Source organism: Aeromonas sp. 55A (assembly GCF_051919665.1).
Taxonomy (GTDB): domain Bacteria; phylum Pseudomonadota; class Gammaproteobacteria; order Enterobacterales; family Aeromonadaceae; genus Aeromonas; species Aeromonas veronii.
Window position 1 is genome coordinate 485,525 of sequence record NZ_JBQBEH010000001.1, and the last position, 19,239, is coordinate 504,763.

Annotated in this window: 19 protein-coding genes, 1 tRNA gene and 1 pseudogene; 13 read left to right on the forward strand and 8 right to left on the reverse strand. The window is 59.0% G+C overall.

Annotated features, from left to right (window positions below):
- Positions 1–115 precede the first annotated feature (115 nt).
- Positions 116–1,904 (reverse strand): annotated as a pseudogene (locus ACTG2G_RS02260) (putative bifunctional diguanylate cyclase/phosphodiesterase).
- A gap of 831 nt (positions 1,905–2,735) precedes the next feature.
- Between ACTG2G_RS02260 and ACTG2G_RS02265 the strand changes: the two are divergent.
- The 3 genes from ACTG2G_RS02265 to ACTG2G_RS02275 are packed head-to-tail and all read left to right on the forward strand — an operon-like array spanning position 2,736 to position 5,191.
- Positions 2,736–3,674, forward strand: coding sequence for a LysR family transcriptional regulator (locus tag ACTG2G_RS02265; RefSeq protein WP_216953384.1), 939 nt, complete (start codon positions 2,736–2,738; stop codon positions 3,672–3,674).
- 54 nt (positions 3,675–3,728) lie between these two features.
- Positions 3,729–4,751, forward strand: coding sequence for a response regulator (locus ACTG2G_RS02270; protein ID WP_103251765.1), 1,023 nt, complete (start codon positions 3,729–3,731; stop codon positions 4,749–4,751).
- Positions 4,752–4,759: 8 nt separating this feature from the next.
- On the forward strand, positions 4,760–5,191 hold the full coding sequence (locus ACTG2G_RS02275; protein ID WP_180993760.1) for a PAS domain-containing protein: 432 nt from the start codon (positions 4,760–4,762) through the stop codon (positions 5,189–5,191).
- 97 nt (positions 5,192–5,288) lie between these two features.
- Here the strand turns inward: ACTG2G_RS02275 and ltaE are convergent, their stop codons facing one another.
- The 3 genes from ltaE to ACTG2G_RS02290 form a co-directional block, all read right to left on the reverse strand.
- A complete protein-coding gene (gene ltaE, locus ACTG2G_RS02280) occupies positions 5,289–6,308 on the reverse strand; it encodes a low-specificity L-threonine aldolase (protein WP_416004610.1) in 1,020 nt (339 codons plus the stop codon).
- A 112-nt stretch (positions 6,309–6,420) separates the two neighbouring features.
- Complete coding sequence (locus ACTG2G_RS02285; protein ID WP_416004609.1) at positions 6,421–7,122, reverse strand: short-chain dehydrogenase; 702 nt, start codon at positions 7,120–7,122, stop codon at positions 6,421–6,423.
- A gap of 87 nt (positions 7,123–7,209) precedes the next feature.
- Positions 7,210–7,617, reverse strand: coding sequence for a helix-turn-helix domain-containing protein (locus ACTG2G_RS02290; protein WP_005351138.1), 408 nt, complete (start codon positions 7,615–7,617; stop codon positions 7,210–7,212).
- 147 nt (positions 7,618–7,764) lie between these two features.
- On the opposite strand from ACTG2G_RS02290, the gene ACTG2G_RS02295 reads away from it, so the two are divergent.
- Positions 7,765–8,664, forward strand: a complete 900-nt coding sequence (locus ACTG2G_RS02295; protein ID WP_139411973.1) for an aldo/keto reductase — start codon at positions 7,765–7,767, stop codon at positions 8,662–8,664.
- 71 nt (positions 8,665–8,735) lie between these two features.
- Here the strand turns inward: ACTG2G_RS02295 and ACTG2G_RS02300 are convergent, their stop codons facing one another.
- Together ACTG2G_RS02300 and ACTG2G_RS02305 are read right to left on the reverse strand one after the other, a co-directional pair.
- Complete coding sequence (locus tag ACTG2G_RS02300; RefSeq protein WP_005337180.1) at positions 8,736–9,017, reverse strand: RNA recognition motif domain-containing protein; 282 nt, start codon at positions 9,015–9,017, stop codon at positions 8,736–8,738.
- A 216-nt stretch (positions 9,018–9,233) separates the two neighbouring features.
- Complete coding sequence (locus tag ACTG2G_RS02305; protein ID WP_416004608.1) at positions 9,234–9,776, reverse strand: hypothetical protein; 543 nt, start codon at positions 9,774–9,776, stop codon at positions 9,234–9,236.
- A gap of 106 nt (positions 9,777–9,882) precedes the next feature.
- On the opposite strand from ACTG2G_RS02305, the gene ACTG2G_RS02310 reads away from it, so the two are divergent.
- The 9 genes from ACTG2G_RS02310 to ACTG2G_RS02350 all read left to right on the forward strand — a co-directional run bounded on the left by ACTG2G_RS02310 (position 9,883) and on the right by ACTG2G_RS02350 (position 16,171).
- Positions 9,883–10,653, forward strand: a complete 771-nt coding sequence (locus ACTG2G_RS02310) for an amino acid ABC transporter ATP-binding protein (protein ID WP_416004607.1) — start codon at positions 9,883–9,885, stop codon at positions 10,651–10,653.
- Positions 10,646–11,443: an amino acid ABC transporter permease gene (locus tag ACTG2G_RS02315; RefSeq protein WP_439985127.1), complete on the forward strand. Its 798-nt coding sequence runs from the start codon at positions 10,646–10,648 to the stop codon at positions 11,441–11,443. Before ACTG2G_RS02310 ends, ACTG2G_RS02315 begins: the two co-directional genes overlap by 8 nt.
- A 2-nt stretch (positions 11,444–11,445) precedes the next feature.
- Positions 11,446–12,267: a transporter substrate-binding domain-containing protein gene (locus tag ACTG2G_RS02320; protein WP_064340006.1), complete on the forward strand. Its 822-nt coding sequence runs from the start codon at positions 11,446–11,448 to the stop codon at positions 12,265–12,267.
- Positions 12,267–13,172: an amino acid ABC transporter permease gene (locus ACTG2G_RS02325; protein ID WP_416004611.1), complete on the forward strand. Its 906-nt coding sequence runs from the start codon at positions 12,267–12,269 to the stop codon at positions 13,170–13,172. The genes ACTG2G_RS02320 and ACTG2G_RS02325 overlap by 1 nt, the downstream gene beginning before the upstream one ends.
- Positions 13,166–13,903: a penicillin-insensitive murein endopeptidase gene (gene mepA, locus ACTG2G_RS02330; RefSeq protein ID WP_005359850.1), complete on the forward strand. Its 738-nt coding sequence runs from the start codon at positions 13,166–13,168 to the stop codon at positions 13,901–13,903. The genes ACTG2G_RS02325 and mepA overlap by 7 nt, the downstream gene beginning before the upstream one ends.
- Before the next feature lie 84 nt (positions 13,904–13,987).
- Positions 13,988–14,578 carry a LemA family protein gene (locus ACTG2G_RS02335; protein WP_005346564.1) on the forward strand — a complete coding sequence of 197 codons (591 nt, stop codon included), beginning with the start codon at positions 13,988–13,990 and terminating at the stop codon, positions 14,576–14,578.
- Positions 14,575–15,300, forward strand: a complete 726-nt coding sequence (locus ACTG2G_RS02340) for a TPM domain-containing protein (protein WP_005346567.1) — start codon at positions 14,575–14,577, stop codon at positions 15,298–15,300. The genes ACTG2G_RS02335 and ACTG2G_RS02340 overlap by 4 nt, the downstream gene beginning before the upstream one ends.
- 20 nt (positions 15,301–15,320) lie before the next feature.
- Positions 15,321–15,938, forward strand: coding sequence for a TPM domain-containing protein (locus ACTG2G_RS02345; protein ID WP_167569456.1), 618 nt, complete (start codon positions 15,321–15,323; stop codon positions 15,936–15,938).
- Between the two features lie 145 nt (positions 15,939–16,083).
- Positions 16,084–16,171, forward strand: a tRNA-Ser gene (locus ACTG2G_RS02350).
- A 448-nt stretch (positions 16,172–16,619) separates the two neighbouring features.
- On the opposite strand, the gene ACTG2G_RS02355 is transcribed toward ACTG2G_RS02350, so the two are convergent.
- Together ACTG2G_RS02355 and ACTG2G_RS02360 are read right to left on the reverse strand one after the other, a co-directional pair.
- Positions 16,620–18,515 carry a DEAD/DEAH box helicase gene (locus ACTG2G_RS02355; protein ID WP_199258754.1) on the reverse strand — a complete coding sequence of 632 codons (1,896 nt, stop codon included), beginning with the start codon at positions 18,513–18,515 and terminating at the stop codon, positions 16,620–16,622.
- 180 nt (positions 18,516–18,695) lie between these two features.
- Positions 18,696–19,157: a hotdog fold thioesterase gene (locus ACTG2G_RS02360; RefSeq protein ID WP_216963333.1), complete on the reverse strand. Its 462-nt coding sequence runs from the start codon at positions 19,155–19,157 to the stop codon at positions 18,696–18,698.
- Positions 19,158–19,239: the final 82 nt, after the last annotated feature.

The following is a 19,239-nucleotide window of genomic DNA, read 5'->3' on the forward strand; positions in this document are numbered from 1 at the left end:
AGGTCGCATGCTAGCAATTCCAGCCAATCCGTCTCATGACCGATCGCAAAAGAATGATTAATTTTGATTAAATGTTGCGGAATAAAATTCCAAGTTGTGGCCTAACGCACACTTGTTACTCTGCCATCACGGCATCTAACAGTGGATAACGCCCAACCTGACACTCCACCACGAAACCGCTTGCCTCGACTTGTGCCACCGTCAGCGGCTTGCTGAACAGATATCCCTGGAACACATGGCACCCCTGGGTCTGCAGTGCGGCCAGTTCGTGAGGCTCCTCCACCCCTTCCGCCATGATCCCCAACCCCAGATTGGTGGCCATGGCGGCGGTCGCCCGGATCACCGGCAGGTTGAGGCCGACCACGAAAGAGCGATCCAGCTTGATCGTATCGATGGGCAGGCGATTGAGATAGGCAAGGGATGAGTAGCCGGTACCAAAATCGTCGATGGCAATCTTGATCCCCAGTTCACTCAAGTCATCGAGAATATCGAGGCACCCCTTCATATCCAGCATAAGCACGGTTTCGGTCAGTTCCAGCGTCAACAGGGAAGCATCCACTCCGTGCAGAGCCAGCTGCTGGCGCACTTGCCCGGGCAGTGCCGACGAGAGCTGGAAACCGGAGAGGTTGACGGAGACTGGCACCCGGTGATGGAGGCGCTTCTTCCAACTGGCCATCTGGGCAAGTGCGGTAGAGAGCACCCAGCTGCCGATCTCGCGGATCAGCCCCATCTCTTCGGCCAATGGGATAAATTCCACTGGCGAGACATGGCCAAGCACCGGGTTATACCAACGCAGCAGCGCCTCGTAACCGATCAGACGCCGTTTGGCGACATCGACCTGTGGCTGGTAACAGAGGCTCAGCTCCTGACGACCGATAGCCTTGGCCAGAAACTGCTTAAGATTGAGCTTGCGCTGCAGGGTCTGCTGCATGCTGGGGGTAAAACGCTGCCAGCGCAGCCGCCCCATCTGCTTGGCCTGATACATGGCCATATCGGCGCGGGTGATGAGGTTATCACCATCGTCCGCATCATCGGGATAGATGGCAATGCCGATACTGCCGCCGATGGTTACCTCCGGCAACCCGCTCCAGCAAGCGGTCTCCCGCCTTATGGCCGTAGTTGTCGTTGACCAGCTTGAAGTTGTCCAGATCCATGAATACCAGCGCGAAACGCTCCCCCAGCCCGCAATAGGCCTCGAGAGATTTCATCAAGCCATAACGGTTGAGCAGGCCGGTCAGGGAGTCATGCCAGGCGAGGTGGCGATGCTCCAGCTCCTCGAGTTTGCGATCGGTAATATCGCGCATGGTGAGCAGGATCCGTGCTCCTTGCTGGATATAGCGGAACTGATACTGGAACCAGCGCATCCCCTTGAGGGTTCGGCACTCCCCTTCGGTCACTACTTCATCGAGTCGGGAGAGCTTCTGGTAAAAACTGTCGTCACTACCGGAAAAAACCTGGGAGAGCGTGGCGATCCGGTGACCGAAACACATCTCGAAGTGATAGTTGCCGCTTTCGAACGCGCCATTGCTATCGAACAGGCAGGCCAGGGTATCACCGGTTGCCAGCGAGGACTCCTGATAGAGGGTATCGGAGTCGAGCACCGCCTCGGTCATCATCATCAGACGACCAGCCAGCTGAATGCCGGAGAGGCGTAGATAGATCTGCTTCTTGACCCCCTTTGGGGAGATAGTCCACCACTCGTTGTAACTTCGCCCCTGCTGAAAATCACCGAGGTAGCGTTGCAACAACAGCGCTATGGCTGTGGCCATATCAGCCGAAAAATCCCTGGAACAGAGCTCGTCAAGGGAGGTGGCCTCCCAGAGAGGAAGTGCTGCGCGGTTTGCCCAGAAAATATGGTGATGTTCGATGTCATATACCCAGATAGGGGTATGCAGAACATCCATTGTCTTCAGTAACCGTTCGTCAAGCGTATTCATCTGGTCAAAGTCATTCATGCTGGATGGTCACTGGTGAACCGGAAAACAAATGGGCAAACCGCCGTATGCAGAATGCAAGGTGAAAACACCTCTCGGCCACTATTTCTCGCGATGGCCAAAAGCAGATAACTGATTTCAGAAATCAACAACAGGAGAGCCAATCCAGCCACAGAAAAAAGGACTCAGCCAATACTCCTGTCAATCAGAACAAATCCCTCGTTCGTTTTTAACTTTTTTTCCCAGCAAAAACAAGCACTAAGAATTGCACTCTGGATACTTCAAAAAACATTTTTACGATTCACAACAAACACTTATTTACTGACAAGCAAGTCAACTAAAAAAGTGCCGGCATTTCCCTCGTAAAACTTTCATTTATTAACCAGCGCGTTGAATAAACAGACAAAAAAGAGCAAAACCGGCCCCAAATAGCGACTTAACAAGGAACTTAAATACCTCAAAACCGAATATCTACCTTCACCAGACCGGCATGATGAATATGCGACTGTCATCACATTCACATCGCCGAAAAAAAGAACTGCTCTTGACCAGCGCGATCCTCTTTTTCCTGAGGATGGGTCGTATTGTAGTCATACCATGTCGCCTCTCTCTCTTGAGCTAACGGGTGACATCTCGCAACAATGACTGTGGCGCAGAAAATAATCCTCATTCGAGAACAATTGAAAATTTAAACTGGTATCAGTAGAAATCGAATCCAGATCAATTAAACGCTGAATTACCCTTGCCAAGCGATAAGGCTCTTTTTATGGTTGCCCCCTTGTTACACCCAGAACAGCGTTTATGAAGCACATCGAAGAGTTCTACCTGTTCGTCAAGGTGGTGCAAGAGGGAGGATTCTCCCATGCTGCAGCCGCACTGGGCATGCCAACAGGCACCATCAGTCGACGCATTTCCCAGCTGGAAGAGCAACTGGGTTGCTCCCTGCTACATCGCTCTACCCGTAAACTCCGCCTTACCGATGAAGGGCTCAGATACTACGAGCGTCTCTGCACACCGCTTGCACAAATCGAGCAGGCCACCAGCGAGATCCGGGGTAAAGAAGCAGACATCACCGGGCTTATCCGGATAGCCGCGCCGATCGCGCTCTCCAACACCATCCTCATCGATATGCTGGCCGAATTCGGGCTGCACTATCCCGAGGTACAGTTCGATATCACCCAGACCAATGATCACCAGCACCTGTTCGACAATGATCGGGATCTGGTGTTCTTCAACGGTGAGCTGCCCCAGTCGCTGCCCAATGCGATCTGTCTCGGTCATATCGAGTACGGCCTGTTTGCCTCGCCACTCTATCTGACCAAGAAGGGAACCCCCTCCCACCCCAGCCAGCTGGAAGAACATGATCTCATCTACTGCTGGCCACACCAGCACTGGCAACTGACCGACAAGGATGGCCAGAGCGTCTGCATCAAACGCAGCGCCAAACTGACCGTCAACCAGACTCAGGCCGCCGTGCGCGCAGCCCGGCGTCATCTGGGGATCGTCAACGCCCCGCTGCACTATCTGAGCAGCTTCCTCCATGACGAGCAGCTGGTACCGGTACTGACCGACTGGCAGACCGGCAATCGCCCCTTCTACATGTTGTGTTGCCAGCACCAGTTCGCCCCGTTGCGTGTTAAGATGTTCGCTGAATTTGTTGAGAAATACTCCGCACGCTATCGTAACCGGCAATGGGATAACCAATTTTCACAGGGTGACAACCTCCCACATTGCATCTGACTGTTAGCGGGCCACACTTATAGCAATCCTTGCCAACAGAGCCTGCCTAACGCCATGAATGTATTGATATGTGATGACTCCGGGTTCGCCCGCAAACAGCTGGCACGAGCGCTACCGGCTGACTGGAAAGTCGATTTGCACTATGCGGCGAATGGCCTTGAAGGGATCGAACAGGTGCTGATGGGCCATGGGGATCTCATCTTTCTCGATCTCACTATGCCTGAGATGGACGGTTACGGTGTGCTGGAGACCCTGAAACGGGAAGGACTACGCAGCAAGGTTTTCGTGGTCTCCGGAGATATCCAGCCTGAGGCCTATCAGCGGGTCATGGGGCTGGGGGCGCTCGATTTCATCAAGAAGCCCGCCGCCCCAGATACCCTGCTAGCCCTGCTCAAACAACATGGCTTCTGGAGTGCTTCATCGGGTAATCAGCCGAGTGCAGCCGAGCCCTTGCCAAGCGGCGTGGTAGCCGATGCAGGCGTCAAGATCACCCCCGAAATCCGCGATGTCTATCAGGAGCTGGCCAACGTCTCCATGGGTCAGGCCGCCGACTTGCTGGCTCGTCTGCTCAACGCCTTCGTGGTGCTGCCTATCCCCAACGTCAACGTGCTGGAGGTCTCCGAGCTGCATATGGCGCTCTCGGCGGCTGCGGATTCGGATACCCTCTCCGCCGTCTGTCAGGGGTTTATCGGGGCGGGGATCGCCGGCGAAGCGCTGATCCTGTTCCATGACTCCAGCTTCAAAGATTTGGCCAAGCTGATGAACCATCAGGGAACGCTGGATCGCACCGCCGAACTGGAGCTGCTGATGGATACCGCCAACGTGCTGATCGGCGCCTTCCTGCGCGGCTACGCCAACCAGCTCGATACTCCCTTCAGTCAGGGGCACCCGGTGGTGCTCGGCCAGCACAGACCCATCAACGAGCTGATCAACACTAACAAGAGTCGCTGGCGCCGCACGCTCGCCATCGAGATCAACTACCGGATCCAGGACTACGCGGTGCAGTGTGATCTGCTGCTGCTGTTTACCGAAGATTCCATCGCCACCATGAACAACAAAATCATGCACATGCTCTAGGAGTGACTATGGAAATCCGTGAATTTCATTGGCTGATGAACATAGTCCAGAACTTGGACGTAGGCTTGGTGGTGCTCGACAAGGAGTACAAGGTACAGGTGTGGAACGGCTTTATGGAGAGCCACAGCGGCCGACTGGCCAGTGACGTGCGTGACGGCGTGCTGTTCGAGCTCTTCCCCGATGTGGACAGAGCCTGGTTCGAGCGCAAGGCCAACATGGTCTTCAAGCTCAACAACCGAGCCTTCAGCACCTGGGAGCAGAAGCCCTACCTGCTGCGTTTCTCCAACTATCGCCCCATTACCGGCTCGGCCCCCCACATGTTCCAGAACCTGACGCTGGTGCCACTGGCCGATTTCGGCGGTCAGGTGACCCATATCGCGGTGATGATCTACGACGCCACCGATGAGGCCATGCTGATGGGCGGCCAGCGGCAGGCTTAAGTTTGCTGCAAACAACCAAATAACAGAGGGCGCCGCGGCGCCCTCTGTTATTTCGGTATGAACAGGTCTTGGTATAACCTCTACCTGACCAGCCGTCTCAACGCGCCCCGAGATACTCGGTGAAAGCGTCGATCACCTCTTCAATATCGTCATCGTTGATCTGCAGATGAGTCACCAGCCGCAGCTCGCCGTAACCGGAGAAGAGGATCCCCCGCTCCTTCATAAAAGCGAGCAGAGGGGCCGATTCCCCCTCACGCAGCCGCAGGAACACCATGTTGCTCTGCACCAGCGAGAGGTCGAGCTCGATGCCCGGCAGTGCAGCCAACCCTTCGGCCAGCCGTTTGGCACGGCGGTGATCATCGGCCAGACGGGTCACGTGCTGCTCGAGGGCAAACAGACCGGCTTGCGCCAGAATGCCCGCCTGGCGCATGCCGCCCCCCAGCATCTTGCGCAGTCGGCGCGCACGGGCGATGAAGTCGTGACTGCCCACCAGCAGCGAGCCCACCGGTGCGCCCAACCCCTTGGAGAGACAAATCGAGATGCTGTCAAATGGCGCGGCGATCACCTCGACCGGGGTCTCGCTGGCCACGGCGGCGTTAAAAAGCCGTGCGCCATCGAGATGGAGCTTCAAGCCACGTTCAGCAACAAATGCCCCCATCTCTTGCAGATAGGGGAGCGGCAGCACCTTGCCATTGTGGGTGTTCTCAAGACAGATGAGGCGAGTCTGGACGAAGTGGGCATCATCAGGGGCCAGCGCAGCCTTGATATCATCGAATGCCAGCGTGCCATCGCGCTGCATCGGCAAGGGTTGCAGTGCTACGGAGCCCAGCACGGCACTCCCCTGCGCTTCATAGCGATAGATGTGAGCTGCGTTGCCGAGGATGGCCCCCTCACCGCGCTGACAGTGGCTCATCACCGCCAACAGATTGGACATGGTGCCGGACGGCACAAACAGCGCCGCCTGTTTGCCCAGCAATCTGGCCCCAAAGGCCTCCAGCGCGTTGACGCCCGGATCTTCACCATAGACATCGTCACCGACTTCGGCGTGGAGCATGGCTTGACGCATGGCGTCAGTAGGCTGGGTGACGGTGTCACTTCGTAAATCGATATAGCGCATGAGATCCCTCCTGAAACAGGAGAGTGACGTTAGCCATGCGCCCCTCGCTTGGCAAGGGGCGCATGAGCAGAATGTGAAGCCAATAGACGTCCATAGAACCCGCAGGCGGGATTTACCAAGGCAGCGGCTGGCCGTTGAGATCCAGTAGCTGACCCGATTGGGTCAACGATAACCCCTTGATGAGATTGAGCAGTTTCACCGCCACCTCGGCAGGCTCCTGCAATTGCTCCGCAGGCAACTCGCTCAGAAAGGGGGTATTCATCGGGGAGTCCATCAAGCCGGGCGCAACGGCCACCACCCCTGCTTGCGGGAAACGTTGCGTCCACTCGAGGGCCAGGGTTTTCACCCCCATGTCGAGGGCCGCCTTGCTCATCCGGTAGCTGTAACGCCCCCCCTCCAGATTGGAGGTGATGGAGCCCGCCAGATCGGAGATGGCACAGAGCCACAGCGGATGGTCATTGCCCATCAACCGACTGAAACGGGCAGCCAGCGCCAGCGTTGGCCAGGCATTGGCCAGCAGGCTGTCGCACAGCCACTTGGGGTGCACCTCTTCGACCCGCCGCTCCGGCATAAAGCTGACATCGTGCAACAGGCCGATGGTGTTGATCACCACAGTGGGAAGAGGATCGGTGTCGTAGAGGGTAAACAGGGCGTCGAACGAGATGGCGTCCACCTCTTGCAGCGGGAAGAAAGCCCCCATCTCGATCCCTTTTGGATAGGTGCGCCCGGCAAGAAGGAAGGACTCCCCCCTTGCCATCAGCTCTCTTGCCAGCGCCGAGCCCAGCGCACCACTTCCGAGGATCAAGTAGCTCATCGCCCATTCCATGGAGATTTATCTTGCTTAGAGCGTATCAGAATAATCAACCGGCCGTGACACGACCAAAGGGTAATATGCCCCTCATCACGCTTCCCCCAGATGGCGACCAAACTCCCGCGCCAGCGCCAAGTCGAGAAAACCGTCCGCTTTCTTGTGGGTGCGCAAAAACTGGTAATAGGCGAGCAAGGTGACCAGTGCCTCCTCATCGGGCAGCCCCACCCCGGGTTGCTGCTCGCCCAGCAGTAGCTGCGCCGCTGCCAGCGCCTCCCTGTCCACCACTTCCGCCTGACGGTAGAGATAACCGCAGCCGGTTGCCAGCCACTCCAGCGAGCAGTTGGCCCCCATGGCGATCTGGTTGGCCCGCGCCAGGCCAGGCTCGGCTCCCTTCAAATATTTGCGGATCAGCGCTTCACTGAGCCCCACCTTGCGGGCAAACGCGCTCACGCTCATCTCCCCGATCAGGCTCTGCAAGCGCTCGGCAAATCCTTCCATCCAACTCTCTCTCCTACTCTGCGATCAGAACCAAAGTTCGAATCATGCCACTGCCCATTATTGCTTTGCCAGCCACATGAGGCCAAGATGCCCGCAGTCATCTATGTTGCACATCGTTTTCGCATCGTGTTTTTCAAGGAGTCAACCATGTCTGTATCCCGTGTCGCCCTGCATCCGCAAGGCCCCACCTTCTCTCGCCTCATCATGGGTTACTGGCGCCTGATGGAGTGGCAGCTCTCTCCGGCCGCTCTGCTCGATCTGATGAAATATCATCTGGATCTGGGGGTCACCACCATCGATCACGCCGATATCTATGGTGGCTACCAGTGCGAAGAGGCCTTTGGTCACGCCCTGCGCCTCGAGCCTTCCCTGCGCAGCCGGATGGAGATCGTCACCAAGTGCGGTATCGCCCTCACCGCCAAGCCGGAGCATGCTCTCAACCACTACAACACCGGCAAGGACCATATCATCGCCAGCGCCGAAGCCTCGCTGCGCAAGCTCGGCACCGACCATCTGGACCTGCTGCTGATCCACCGCCCAGATCCCCTGATGAACGCAGATGAAGTGGCCGACGCCTTTATCACCCTGAAACAGGCGGGCAAGATCAAGCACGCCGGGGTATCCAACTTCACCGCCCGTCAGTTCGAGCTACTGCAATCGCGCCTCCCCTTCCCGCTGGTCACCAACCAGCTGGAGATCTCGCCGCTTCATCAGGAAGGGACCCTCGATGGTACCCTGGATCAGTGCCAGCAGCTTGGCATCAAGCCGATGGCCTGGTCATGTCTCGGCGGCGGCCGACTGTTCAGCGATGACGCCTATGCCCCGCTGCGTGCCGAACTGGAGCAGATCCGTCAGGAAGTGGGCGCCCAGACTATCGAGCAGGTGGTCTACGCCTGGGTAATGATGCTGCCAAGTCAGCCGCTGCCATTGATTGGCTCCGGCAAACGGGAGCGGATTGCTGCCGCCGTGGCCGCCGAATCCATCGCCCTCAATCGCCAGCAGTGGTTCCGCATCCGCAAGGCGGCGCTCGGTTACGACGTCCCCTGATCACAACAAAACGTACAGAAACAAAAACGGCATGGGGGAAACCCATGCCGTTTTTTTATTGCCGAGGCACCTTAGCGGTGGCGCTGTTGCGGGCGACCACGGGGAGCATCTGTCTTCGGTTTGGCCTGGTTGACGGTGATGGTACGGCCACCGACTTCAGTGCCATGCAGACCAGCGATGGCCTTCTCGGCATCACCATTGACCGGCATTTCAATAAAACCAAACCCCTTTGACTGGCCGGTATCGCGGTCGATGATGATATCAACCTTGTCGACCTGTCCAAACTGGCTGAACAGGGTTTTCAGTTCGTCGGCCGTCATCCGGTACGACAGATTTCCTACGTAAATCTTCATTCCATCCACTCTCGATTCAAGGTGCCTTCTCTATGCAATTCCCAGCATAACGGTAAGGGCACAACCCCTATGCCGGACCTGCCATGGCTTCATGCCGTGGCCTTCTCCACACTGTCGTCAAGTGATTGATCTCTTGGGTTAACAGTGCAGACAAGATCAATTCGAGTCACTGGCAGTATCTGAGCTTTGCCGGGAATTGTCGAGAAAATAGTCGACTCAGGCCGATTGCAGATCTGACAACCGTTGCGCCAGCATCCGGCGACCGTGCCAGGCCCGTTTAAAGCCGAAGCGATAGACAGACGGGCTCACCAGATGCAGCTCCCCCGCCTTGAGATCCAGCAAGGCCATGGCCGCCGCCAGCTCATCTTCACTCAGTTGCAGATCGAGGCTGAAGTCGAGCCACTGGCCGTCGTGACCCACTCGTCGCTCCCGTTCAAGCGCCACCAGCTGGTTGCGGGGCAGCGCCAGCGCCTCATCCTTGTTGCCATTGAGCAGATAGATATGCTGTTCGTCCCACCCCAGCTCCGCCAGGCGCCAGGGCTGCCAGCTGCGGGGCAGCGAAACCATGATCCCGGTGATGCCACCAAAGACCACGCCCACCCAGTTGAGCAGCGCCATGGCGCCCCAGCCATCCCACAAGGAGGCCGCCACCACGCCCCAACTCACCAGCAACAGCAGAAAAATGACGCAGCGATAGCGCACCGCTGGCGGCATCAACAGCTGCACCTGCGAACCGGCAAGCAAGGATGTAATACGCATGAAAAGCTCCTGTCATCACGAAATGGCGTCATTGTGAATAGCCATCAGGATGCTGACAAGGGGGTTTTCTTTGTCATCCCCCTATAAAATCAATACCATGGCGTAAATGATTCTCAGTGGAACCCGCTTCTTGACCAGCTCGCAACCCTGTGTGCGCTTTTGTGGCGTCGACAAATTCTATGGCGATTTTCAGGCTCTTCATCACATCGATCTCACCATTGAACGGGGAGAGAAGTGGGTCATCTGTGGCCCGTCAGGCTCGGGAAAATCGACCCTGATCCGCACCATCAACGGGCTGGAGGGGATCGACGGCGGCCAGCTGTTCCTGTTTGGCGAGCCGGTAACCCCCGCCTACTTGCGTCGCCTGCAAGGTCGGGTCGGCATGGTGTTTCAGCAGTTCAACCTCTTCCCCCATATGACGGTGCTGGAGAACCTGATGGTGGCGCCGGTGCATACCCTGGGGTTGCGCCCTGAGGAGGCCAAAGCCCGGGCGCTCGGGCTGCTCGAGCGGGTGCGCATTCAGGCACAGGCCGACAAGTACCCCCACCAGCTCTCCGGCGGCCAGCAGCAGCGGGTCGCCATCGCCCGCTCCCTCTGCATGCAACCCGAGCTGATGCTGTTTGACGAGCCCACCTCCGCCCTCGACCCCGAGATGATCCGCGAAGTGCTCGATGTGATCCGCGAGCTGGCTGACGAGGGGATGACCCTGATCTGCGTCACTCACGAGATGGGCTTTGCCCGTCAGGTGGCGGATCGGGTGCTCTTTATGGATGAGGGGAAAATCATCGAGTCGGCCCCGCCCGCCCAACTGTTCAACGCCCCCCGGCACCCGCGCACCCGGGCCTTCCTCGAACAGGTGCTTAGCTATCATGACTAGGCTCAATCGCCCCCGCCTGCTTGGCTGGCTGTCGGGCACTGTGATGCTCTCTGCGCTACTGGGCTGGGCGCTCTATAGCGGCGCTCGCCAGATGGGCTATGAGTGGCAGTGGCCGCGGGTGTTGCCCTTTCTCGGCGAGTGGGATGAGGGAACCTTTTATGCCGGCCCCTTGCTAAACGGCCTGCTGGTCACTTTGCAGGTGGCGCTGCTCAGCCTGTTGGGCACTCTGGCGGTCGGGGTGTGCGTGGTCAGCCTGCGGCTGCTTCCCTCCAGGCTCGGCCCATGGCTCGCCATCGCCTATCTGGCGCTGGTGCGCACCACGCCCCAGCTGGTGCAGCTCTATATTCTCTATTTCTTGCTGGGCCCCATGCTGGGATTGGCCCCCCTTGCCTGCGCCGTGTTGAGCCTCTCCCTCTATCAGGGGGCCTTCACCGCCGAAGTGCTGCGTGCAGGCGTACATGCCATTCCCAAAGGACAGTGGGAGGCAGCCCAGTCGCTTGGCTTGTCACGGGCCATCACCCTGCGCAAGGTGATCCTGCCCCAGCTGGTGCGCATCACCTTGCCGCCGCTCACCAACGAGCTGGTCTCCCTTATCAAACATTCGGCGCTGGTGAGTGTGATCGCCATCTTCGATCTGACCAACGAAGGGCGTACTCTGGTTGCCGATACGTTTCTGACCTTTGAGGTGTGGTTTACCGTAGCTGCCCTCTATTTGCTGTTAACCCTGACGCTGTCAGCCTGTTCGCGGGCGCTGGCCCGTCACCTGAATCCGGATCAACAAGGACGCTAACCATGAATCTGTCATTCAAGACCACCCTGTCGGGCGCTGCCCTGCTGCTGACAAGCCTGCTCACTCCGGCACTGGCAGAAACTGCCCCCTCCGACACCCAGGCACAGATCGAGCAGAGCGGTACCCTGCGGGTCGGCATGTCCACCTTCGCCCCCTGGGCGATGCGCGACAAGCAGGGGGCCCTGATCGGTTTCGAGATTGACGTGGCCCGTCGCCTCGCCACAGATAACGGCTGGCAGGTAGAGTTCGTGCCTACCGCCTGGGATGGCATCATCCCCTCCCTGTTGGCGAAAAAATATGACGTCATCATCGGCGGCCTCACCATCACCCCCGAGCGGGAGAAGAGCGTGCGCTTCACCCAGGCCTACTCCCATTCGGGGGTGCAGCTGGCCGCCTCCAGCACCATGGCCAAAGAGAAGAAAACCGTGGCGGACTTCAACCAGCGCGGGGTGATCCTGGCGGTACGTCGTGGCGCCTCACCGGTACAGGTGGCAAAAGAACACTTCCCCAAGGCCACCCTGCGCCAGTTTGATGACGAGTCACAGGTTTTTCAGGAGGTGCTGAACGGCCGCGCCCACGGTGCCCTCTCCTCTTCCCCGAAACCCGAGCAAGAGGCGCTGCGCCACCCGGATGCCCTCTTTATGCCGTTTGCCGAGCCGTTGGCACAAGGCGATGAAGGCTTTGCCCTGCGCAAGGGGGATGATGCCCTGGCTGAACAGTTCAACGAGTGGATCGCCGCCCGTCAGGCCGATGGCTGGCTCAAGGCGCGCCATGACTACTGGTTCAAGTCGCTGGCGTGGGAAGCGCAGGTCGCCAATCCCTGATGCTGATGGCCCTCAAACAGACCATCCGGCGCATCGTCCGGAAGCCATGTCGGAACATCAACTGGCTGGATGGGGCGATCGCCCTGATCCTGCTGCTGGCTGGCCTCTGGCTGGCCAGCCGCTTGCACATCGGGGTGGCCTATCAGTGGCGCTGGCATGAAGCCTTCGACCTGATGTTCACCCCCGGCCCTCACGGCGAGTTGCCCTACTTTTTCAGCGGTCTGCTCACCACCTTGCGCATCGCCCTGCTCGGCATGGTACTGGCGCTGCTGCTCGGCACTGCGCTGGGGGTAGCCGCCTTCAGCCGCCGCCCCTGGCTGGTGATGCCCGCGACCCTGTTTATCCAGCTGATCCGCAATCTGCCGCCGCTGGTCTTTATCTTCATCTTCTACTTCTTTATCGCCAACCAGCTGCTGCCTTCGAGCGGCCTCTCCCGCTGGCTCGGCACCGTATCACTCTCCCCGTGGCAAGAGGCGCTGTTTGGCCCACCTGCCCGCTGGGAGAACCTCATCTCAGGCACCCTCTGCGTTGGCATGATCAGCGCAGCCTTCGTCGCCGAGATCGTCCGCGCCGGGCTGGCCGCCATCCCCCGTGGCCAGTGGGAGGCGGCGCAGAGCCTCGGGCTCTCTCCCTGGGTGCGGCTGCGCCATGTGATCCTGCCGCAGGCCATGCTGCTGATGCTCCCCCCCCTCACCGGCCAGCTCATTGCGCTAGTGAAGGATACCGCCATCGTTTCCCTTATCTCGGTGCAGGAGCTCACCTTCGTCGGCACCGAGATGGCCAACTCCAGCGGACTGGTCTACGAGATCTGGCTGCTGGTGGCCGCGGCCTATTTATTTATATGTTTGAGTCTGTTCGTATTGCTGAGCAGACTCGAAGCAAGACAAGGAGCACGCACATGCTGACGTCCCTGTTGCTGGCGACCGTATTGCAAGCGGAAGCCATTGGCGGTTATGCCGCCGGTTGCCTGAAAAACGGCGTATCCCTGCCCCTCGAAGGGCCGGGTTATCAGGTGATCCGCACCAAGCGGCTACGCTACTACGGCCACCCCGACCTCATCCACTATCTGCAAGCGCTGGCCAACCAGACCCGCATGGCCGGGCTGCCGGATCTCTATATCGCCGATCTGGCGATGGCCCGTGGCGGCCCCTTTACCTCCGGCCATCGCAGCCATCAGACCGGACTTGATGCCGATATCTGGTTTCGCATGGCCAACCGCCCCATCAGCAAATGGGAGCAGGATGCCCCCAAGGAGTGGGCGCTGATCGACGAACCCAGCTACAAGATGTTACCGGGCCGCTTTGGCCCCCAGCAGCTCACCCTGCTGCGGCTTGCGGCCAGCAAACCCGAGGTGGCCCGCATCTTCGTCAATCCGGTGATCAAATCCGCGGTCTGCCAACAGGCTGGTAACGAACCCTGGGTCGCCAAGCTACGCCCCTGGGTGGGCCACTTCAGCCACTTCCACGTGCGGCTGCGCTGCCCGGTGGGCAGCCCCGATTGTGAACCCCAGGCTCCCATTCCGCCCGGCAATGGCTGTGGGGAAGAGCTGGCCTCCTGGCTAAAAGACAAGCCCCAGTTGCCCAAGGTCTCAGGCATCAACAAGCGACCTGAGCTACCTGCGCGTTGTGGCAACTGACCCAAGCTGGTATGGTGATGCACTCTTGGTAGTACACCATCCATGGCGCAGTATCGACTCGAAATATCAAAGGAGAACAACAAGATGGCCACATCACTCTGGCGCAGAACCACGCAGAGCCTGTTGACCCTGACCCTGCTGCTCGGCCTGACCGGCTGCGGCATGAACAACATTCCGACCCTGGATGAGCAGGTCAAGGCGAGCTGGGGGCAGGTGGAAAACCAGTATCAGCGCCGTGCCGATCTCATTCCCAATCTGGTGGCAACCGTCAAGGGCTACGCCAGCCATGAGCAGGAGACCCTCAAGGCGGTCACCGATGCCCGTGCCCGGGTCGGCAGCGTGCAGGTGAGCGATCCTGCCCAGCTCAAGGAGTTTGAAGCGGCGCAGAACCAGCTCTCCAGCGCCCTCTCCCGCCTGATGGTGGTGGTAGAACGCTACCCCGAGCTGAAAGCGGATCAGCAGTTCCTTGCCCTGCAGGCTCAACTGGAAGGAACCGAGAACCGCATCTCGGTGGCACGCCGCGACTATATCGAGGCGGTGCGCCAGTTTAATACCGAGATCCGCACCTTCCCCGGCGTTATCTGGTCCAAGCTGCTCTACTCGGATCTGGAAGCCAAACCCAGTTTCAGTGCCAAACCCGGTGCCGATGAGGCGCCCAAGGTCAGCTTCCAATGAAGATGATGCTGCGCTGGTTTCTTCCCTGTCTGCTGCTCTGGGCCAGTGCCCTGCAAGCGGCACCCGACTTCCCGACGCTGAGCGGACGGGTTGTGGATGAAGCCAGTCTGATGTCCCGCAAACAGGCCCATCAACTGACCCAGCAACTGGCGGCCTTTGAAAAACGCAGCGGCATCCAGCTGGTGGTGGTCTCTGTCGACAGCCTCGATGGGGAGACTATCGAGGAGTACGGCTACCAGCTCGGTCGCCACTGGGGGATCGGCCAGAAAGGCAAAAACAATGGCGTGCTGTTGCTGATCGCCCAGGATGAGCGCAAGGTGCGGATCGAGGTGGGATATGGGCTGGAAGGCGCCCTGCCCGACGCCATCGCCGCCAACATCATCCATGGCCGCATCCTGCCCGCCTTCAAGCGCGGCGATATGGTGGCCGGGATCATGGCGGGCAGCCAGAGCATCATGAAGGCACTCGCCGGAGAATATCAGCCGGTCGAGCAGCCAAAGAGTGACAACGGTGGCGGCCCCTGGCTGTTTATTCTGGTGGTGATTGCGATGATCGTGCTCCACAACCTGCGCGGGGGTGGTGGCGGTGGGCCGGGAGGACGACGTCGGTCGGCCTATATGGCTGGTGGATTGGGTGCCGGCTCCTTTGGTGGTCGCTCCGGCGGCGGATTCAGCGGTGGCGGCGGCAGTTTTGGCGGCGGCGGAGCCTCCGGTGGCTGGTAACAGGAGTAAAGAGACAAATCATGATTTCTAAACAGTTCTTCCACACGCTTCAGGCAAAGGTGCGCGAAGCGGAGCTAGAGACTGATGCTGAACTGGTCACCGTGCTGGCCCCGGCCAGCGATGGCTATCGCTACATTCCCACCCTCTGGGCGGCGCTGCTGGCGATGCTCACCCCGCTGCTGGTGTTCCAGCTCGGCTTCTGGCTCGGCTGGTACGAAATCCTGCTGGTGCAGTGGTCGGTCTGGCTGCTGCTGAGCCTGCTGTTCCACTGGACCCCCATCAAGATGCGGCTCATCCCGAAAAAGGTGCGCCAGCACCGGGCGGCCCTGATGGCTCGCCTGCAATTTGTCGAGCAAGGGCTGCACCGCACCCGCGACCGGCTCGGGGTGCTGATCTTCGTCTCGGTCGCCGAGCACTATGTAGAAATACTGGTGGATGACGGCATCGCCCAGCATATCGACAACGGCCAGTGGCAGGAGATCATCGACGACTTCGTGGCGCGCGTGCGCAACAAGGAGATCGAACAGGGTTTTCTGGAGTGCGTGGAGCGCGTTAGCGCCATTCTGACCGACGCCTTCCCGGCCACCCGGGATCAAAACGAGCTGCCGGACAGTCTGATCATCCTCGACAAGCCCTGATCCGGTTTAAAAAACCGGCATTCTGCACAAGGGTTAGGCATTCGGAAAAGATTATGAAAAATAAGGGGAAAAGAGGTTGACCCACACAGCCCTTTCCCCTAAATTACGCCCCGTTCCAGCGCAACAGCGCAGCGAACGAAAATTTGGTGAGGTGTCCGAGTGGCTGAAGGAGCACGCCTGGAAAGTGTGTATACGGCAACGTATCGAGGGTTCGAATCCCTCCCTCACCGCCAAATTAAAAAACCGACCTCATGGTCGGTTTTTTGCTTTCCGGAAAACACAAACATCGGTGCCGACAACTGCAACAACGACATAAACAGGTGAGCACTCTCGCCAGACCATCGCCTGTATGAGCAACACCTCCCCGGCACTTCCCATGGAGCAGCTGGTTGGGCATGGGCTTGCTCATCGCCGTTGTGTCATTAGCCGGCATGCCCCCCTTTTCTAACGCTCAGCGACGGGTACCCAGCAAACCACCCTCAGGGCGATGGTGAGGCATGCCACGTCGGCGTCATCTATCTCCTCAGCATGACAGCTTTATGGCAGCCTGAGCGCTCACCACAAGGCTCTGAGCACAGTTTTCCTGTTATCCTCGGCGCACCAGCACCTTACCGCCTCGCGAGAGGCTGGCACAAAAAAAGGCCGCTCAATGAGCGGCCTTCTTCATAACGGGATCAGCAATCAGCTTTCGCGGCGCTTGCCACCGAATTTGCGATCTTTGTTGAAACCACCTTCGCGGCGATCCTTGTTGAACGGACGGTCACCCTGCGGACGGCGATCCTTGTTGAAAGGACGGTCGCCACGGAACGGACGATCACCGCGCGGCGGACGGCTGCTGGTGTTGCCACCGGCCGGCACCTCGGTGTAGCGAGTGATCTGCAGCGGACGCTGGCAAACACGGGCTTTCTTGATCACTTCCAGCACATCGGCGCTAATGCCTTTGGGCAGGTCAACGGTGGAGAAGTCGTCAGCGATGTCGATGTTGCCGATGAAGCGGCTCTCGATGTTCGCTTCGTTGGCGATGGCGCCCACGATCTGGCCCGGCTTGACACCGTGATGGGCACCCACGTCTACGCGGTAACGCTCCATCTCCACATCCGGGTTGTCTTTCAGCGGACGCGGCTCCAGGGACGGCATGCGACGGGCCGGACGATCGCCACGGTCACCGAAGTCACGACCGCCGCGATCGTTGAAGTCACGACGCTCGAAGCCACCACGATCGTTGCTGTTGTTGAACAGCGGATCCGGGATGGAGTCATCCAGCAGCAGCGGTTGGTCGCCCTGTACCAGCTTGGCCAGTGCGGCAGCCAGCTCCAGCGGATCGGCAGAATCTTCTTCGATCAGCTCGTTTACCAGGTTGTGGTAGATCTCGAGCTCTTCGCCCATCATGGTTTCGCGGATGCGCTCTTTGAACTTGGCCAGACGATGCTGGTTGATGTCCTCGGTGCTCGGCATCTTCATCGGCTCGATGGCCTGACGGGTTGCGTGCTCGATGGCGCGCAGCATGCGGCGCTCGCGCGGAGCCACGAACAGGATGGCCTCGCCCTTGCGACCGGCACGACCGGTACGGCCGATACGGTGAACGTAGGATTCGGTGTCGTACGGAATGTCGTAGTTCACTACGTGGGTGATACGCTCAACGTCCAGACCACGGGCAACCACGTCGGTGGCGATCAGGATGTCCAGCTGGCCCTGACGCAGCTTGTCAACGGTACGCTCACGCAGCTTCTGCGGGATGTCACCGTGCAGCGCTTCACAGGCGTGGCCACGTGCGGCCAGCTTGCCAGCCAGCTCTTCGGCAGCGTTCTTGGTACGTACGAATACCAGCAGGGCTTCGTAGGATTCCACTTCCAGCAGGCGGGTCATGGCGTCCAGCTTGTGCAGACCGGTTACCTGCCAGTAACGCTGGCGAATAGTGGTAGCGGTAGCAGTCTTGGAGGCGATCTTGATCTCTTTGGGCTGCTTCAGGTGCTTCTGGGCCACGCGACGGATCTGCTCCGGCATGGTGGCAGAGAACAGAGCAACCTGACGAGAGCTCGGGCACTGCTCCATGATCCAGTCCACGTCGTCGATGAAGCCCATACGCAGCATTTCATCAGCTTCGTCCAGTACCAGAGCTTTCAGGCCGGAGAGATCCAAGTTCTTGCGACGGATCAGATCCATCACGCGGCCCGGAGTACCGACGACAACCTGGGCACCACGACGCAGGGCGCGGGTCTGGGTTTCGTAGGAGGCACCACCGTAGATCGGCAGCACGTGGAAATCAGGCATGTGGTGTGCATAGCGTTGGCACGCTTCAGCCACCTGCAGCGCCAGTTCGCGGGTAGGCGCCAGCACCAGGATCTGGGTGTTGCGGTTACCAGCTTCCAGACGAGACAACAGAGGCAAGGCAAAAGCAGCGGTCTTCCCTGTACCGGTTTGCGCCTGCCCCAGCAGATCGTGTCCCGCCATCAGGTGGGGAATTGCTGCGGCCTGGATCGGTGACGGGCGCTCATAGCCCACGTCCTGCAGCGCTTTCAATACAGGCGCGGCCAGTCCAAGCTCACTAAAAAGGGGCAGTTGTTCGGTATCAGACATAGATTCTTCCAGATTAAGGCAGGCGGCTAACACCGCGGAATAGCAAAAAGGCGGCGATTATAGCGCCACTTTGTTCTGCTGTCTTGAAAAATGTGATAAGCCTCTCAAGACGTTGGCAATTATAGAGGGATCTGGCGAGTATGGCTTGCTTATTTTGCACTCATAGTGCGTTATTGCAGATCACTCCTCGCTGGAGTCCTTGCCCCGCTTGTGTTTGAGCACCGCCATGGTCAGTCGGCTGGTGCACAATAAACGCTCACGTTCGTCCCGAATTTCAATCTGCCACACCTGGGTTGTTGCTCCCAGATGGAGCGGCGCGCAACGCCCGGTCACCACTCCTTCCCGCTTGGCTCGCAGATGGTTGGCATTCACCTCCAACCCCACACAGTAGCTATCTGGCCCCACCGCCATATTGGCCGCCAGCGACCCAAGCGTCTCCGCCAGCACCACGGACGCACCACCATGCAGCATGCCAAGGGGCTGGTGGGTGCGGTGATCCACCGGCATGGTCGCTTCCAACCAGTCGGGGCCAAAAGCGGTGTAGATGATATCGAGGTGGGCCATCAGGGTGTTGCGAGAGGTGGCGTTGAGGCCCTCCAGACTCATGGGTTTACGCCAGATGTGCGCAATATCGTGACTCATTGCGAGCAGACTCCTTATGTAAGCGATGAATGCATACCGATATGAGTGAAACGCCCTCCATCGGCAACATGGTTCTGTTATA

What these genes read in the sequence shown, in the direction of transcription:
- ACTG2G_RS02265 (WP_216953384.1), top strand. Translation starts at nt 2,736, where the DNA reads ATGAAGCACATCGAAGAGTTCTACCTGTTCGTCAAGGTGGTGCAAGAG.
- ACTG2G_RS02270 (WP_103251765.1), top strand. Translation starts at nt 3,729, where the DNA reads ATGAATGTATTGATATGTGATGACTCCGGGTTCGCCCGCAAACAGCTG.
- ACTG2G_RS02275 (WP_180993760.1), top strand. Translation starts at nt 4,760, where the DNA reads ATGGAAATCCGTGAATTTCATTGGCTGATGAACATAGTCCAGAACTTG.
- ltaE (WP_416004610.1), bottom strand. Translation starts at nt 6,308, where the DNA reads ATGCGCTATATCGATTTACGAAGTGACACCGTCACCCAGCCTACTGAC.
- ACTG2G_RS02285 (WP_416004609.1), bottom strand. Translation starts at nt 7,122, where the DNA reads ATGAGCTACTTGATCCTCGGAAGTGGTGCGCTGGGCTCGGCGCTGGCA.
- ACTG2G_RS02290 (WP_005351138.1), bottom strand. Translation starts at nt 7,617, where the DNA reads ATGGAAGGATTTGCCGAGCGCTTGCAGAGCCTGATCGGGGAGATGAGC.
- ACTG2G_RS02295 (WP_139411973.1), top strand. Translation starts at nt 7,765, where the DNA reads ATGTCTGTATCCCGTGTCGCCCTGCATCCGCAAGGCCCCACCTTCTCT.
- ACTG2G_RS02300 (WP_005337180.1), bottom strand. Translation starts at nt 9,017, where the DNA reads ATGAAGATTTACGTAGGAAATCTGTCGTACCGGATGACGGCCGACGAA.
- ACTG2G_RS02305 (WP_416004608.1), bottom strand. Translation starts at nt 9,776, where the DNA reads ATGCGTATTACATCCTTGCTTGCCGGTTCGCAGGTGCAGCTGTTGATG.
- ACTG2G_RS02310 (WP_416004607.1), top strand. Translation starts at nt 9,883, where the DNA reads ATGATTCTCAGTGGAACCCGCTTCTTGACCAGCTCGCAACCCTGTGTG.
- ACTG2G_RS02315 (WP_439985127.1), top strand. Translation starts at nt 10,646, where the DNA reads ATGACTAGGCTCAATCGCCCCCGCCTGCTTGGCTGGCTGTCGGGCACT.
- ACTG2G_RS02320 (WP_064340006.1), top strand. Translation starts at nt 11,446, where the DNA reads ATGAATCTGTCATTCAAGACCACCCTGTCGGGCGCTGCCCTGCTGCTG.
- ACTG2G_RS02325 (WP_416004611.1), top strand. Translation starts at nt 12,267, where the DNA reads ATGCTGATGGCCCTCAAACAGACCATCCGGCGCATCGTCCGGAAGCCA.
- mepA (WP_005359850.1), top strand. Translation starts at nt 13,166, where the DNA reads ATGCTGACGTCCCTGTTGCTGGCGACCGTATTGCAAGCGGAAGCCATT.
- ACTG2G_RS02335 (WP_005346564.1), top strand. Translation starts at nt 13,988, where the DNA reads ATGGCCACATCACTCTGGCGCAGAACCACGCAGAGCCTGTTGACCCTG.
- ACTG2G_RS02340 (WP_005346567.1), top strand. Translation starts at nt 14,575, where the DNA reads ATGAAGATGATGCTGCGCTGGTTTCTTCCCTGTCTGCTGCTCTGGGCC.
- ACTG2G_RS02345 (WP_167569456.1), top strand. Translation starts at nt 15,321, where the DNA reads ATGATTTCTAAACAGTTCTTCCACACGCTTCAGGCAAAGGTGCGCGAA.
- ACTG2G_RS02355 (WP_199258754.1), bottom strand. Translation starts at nt 18,515, where the DNA reads ATGTCTGATACCGAACAACTGCCCCTTTTTAGTGAGCTTGGACTGGCC.
- ACTG2G_RS02360 (WP_216963333.1), bottom strand. Translation starts at nt 19,157, where the DNA reads ATGAGTCACGATATTGCGCACATCTGGCGTAAACCCATGAGTCTGGAG.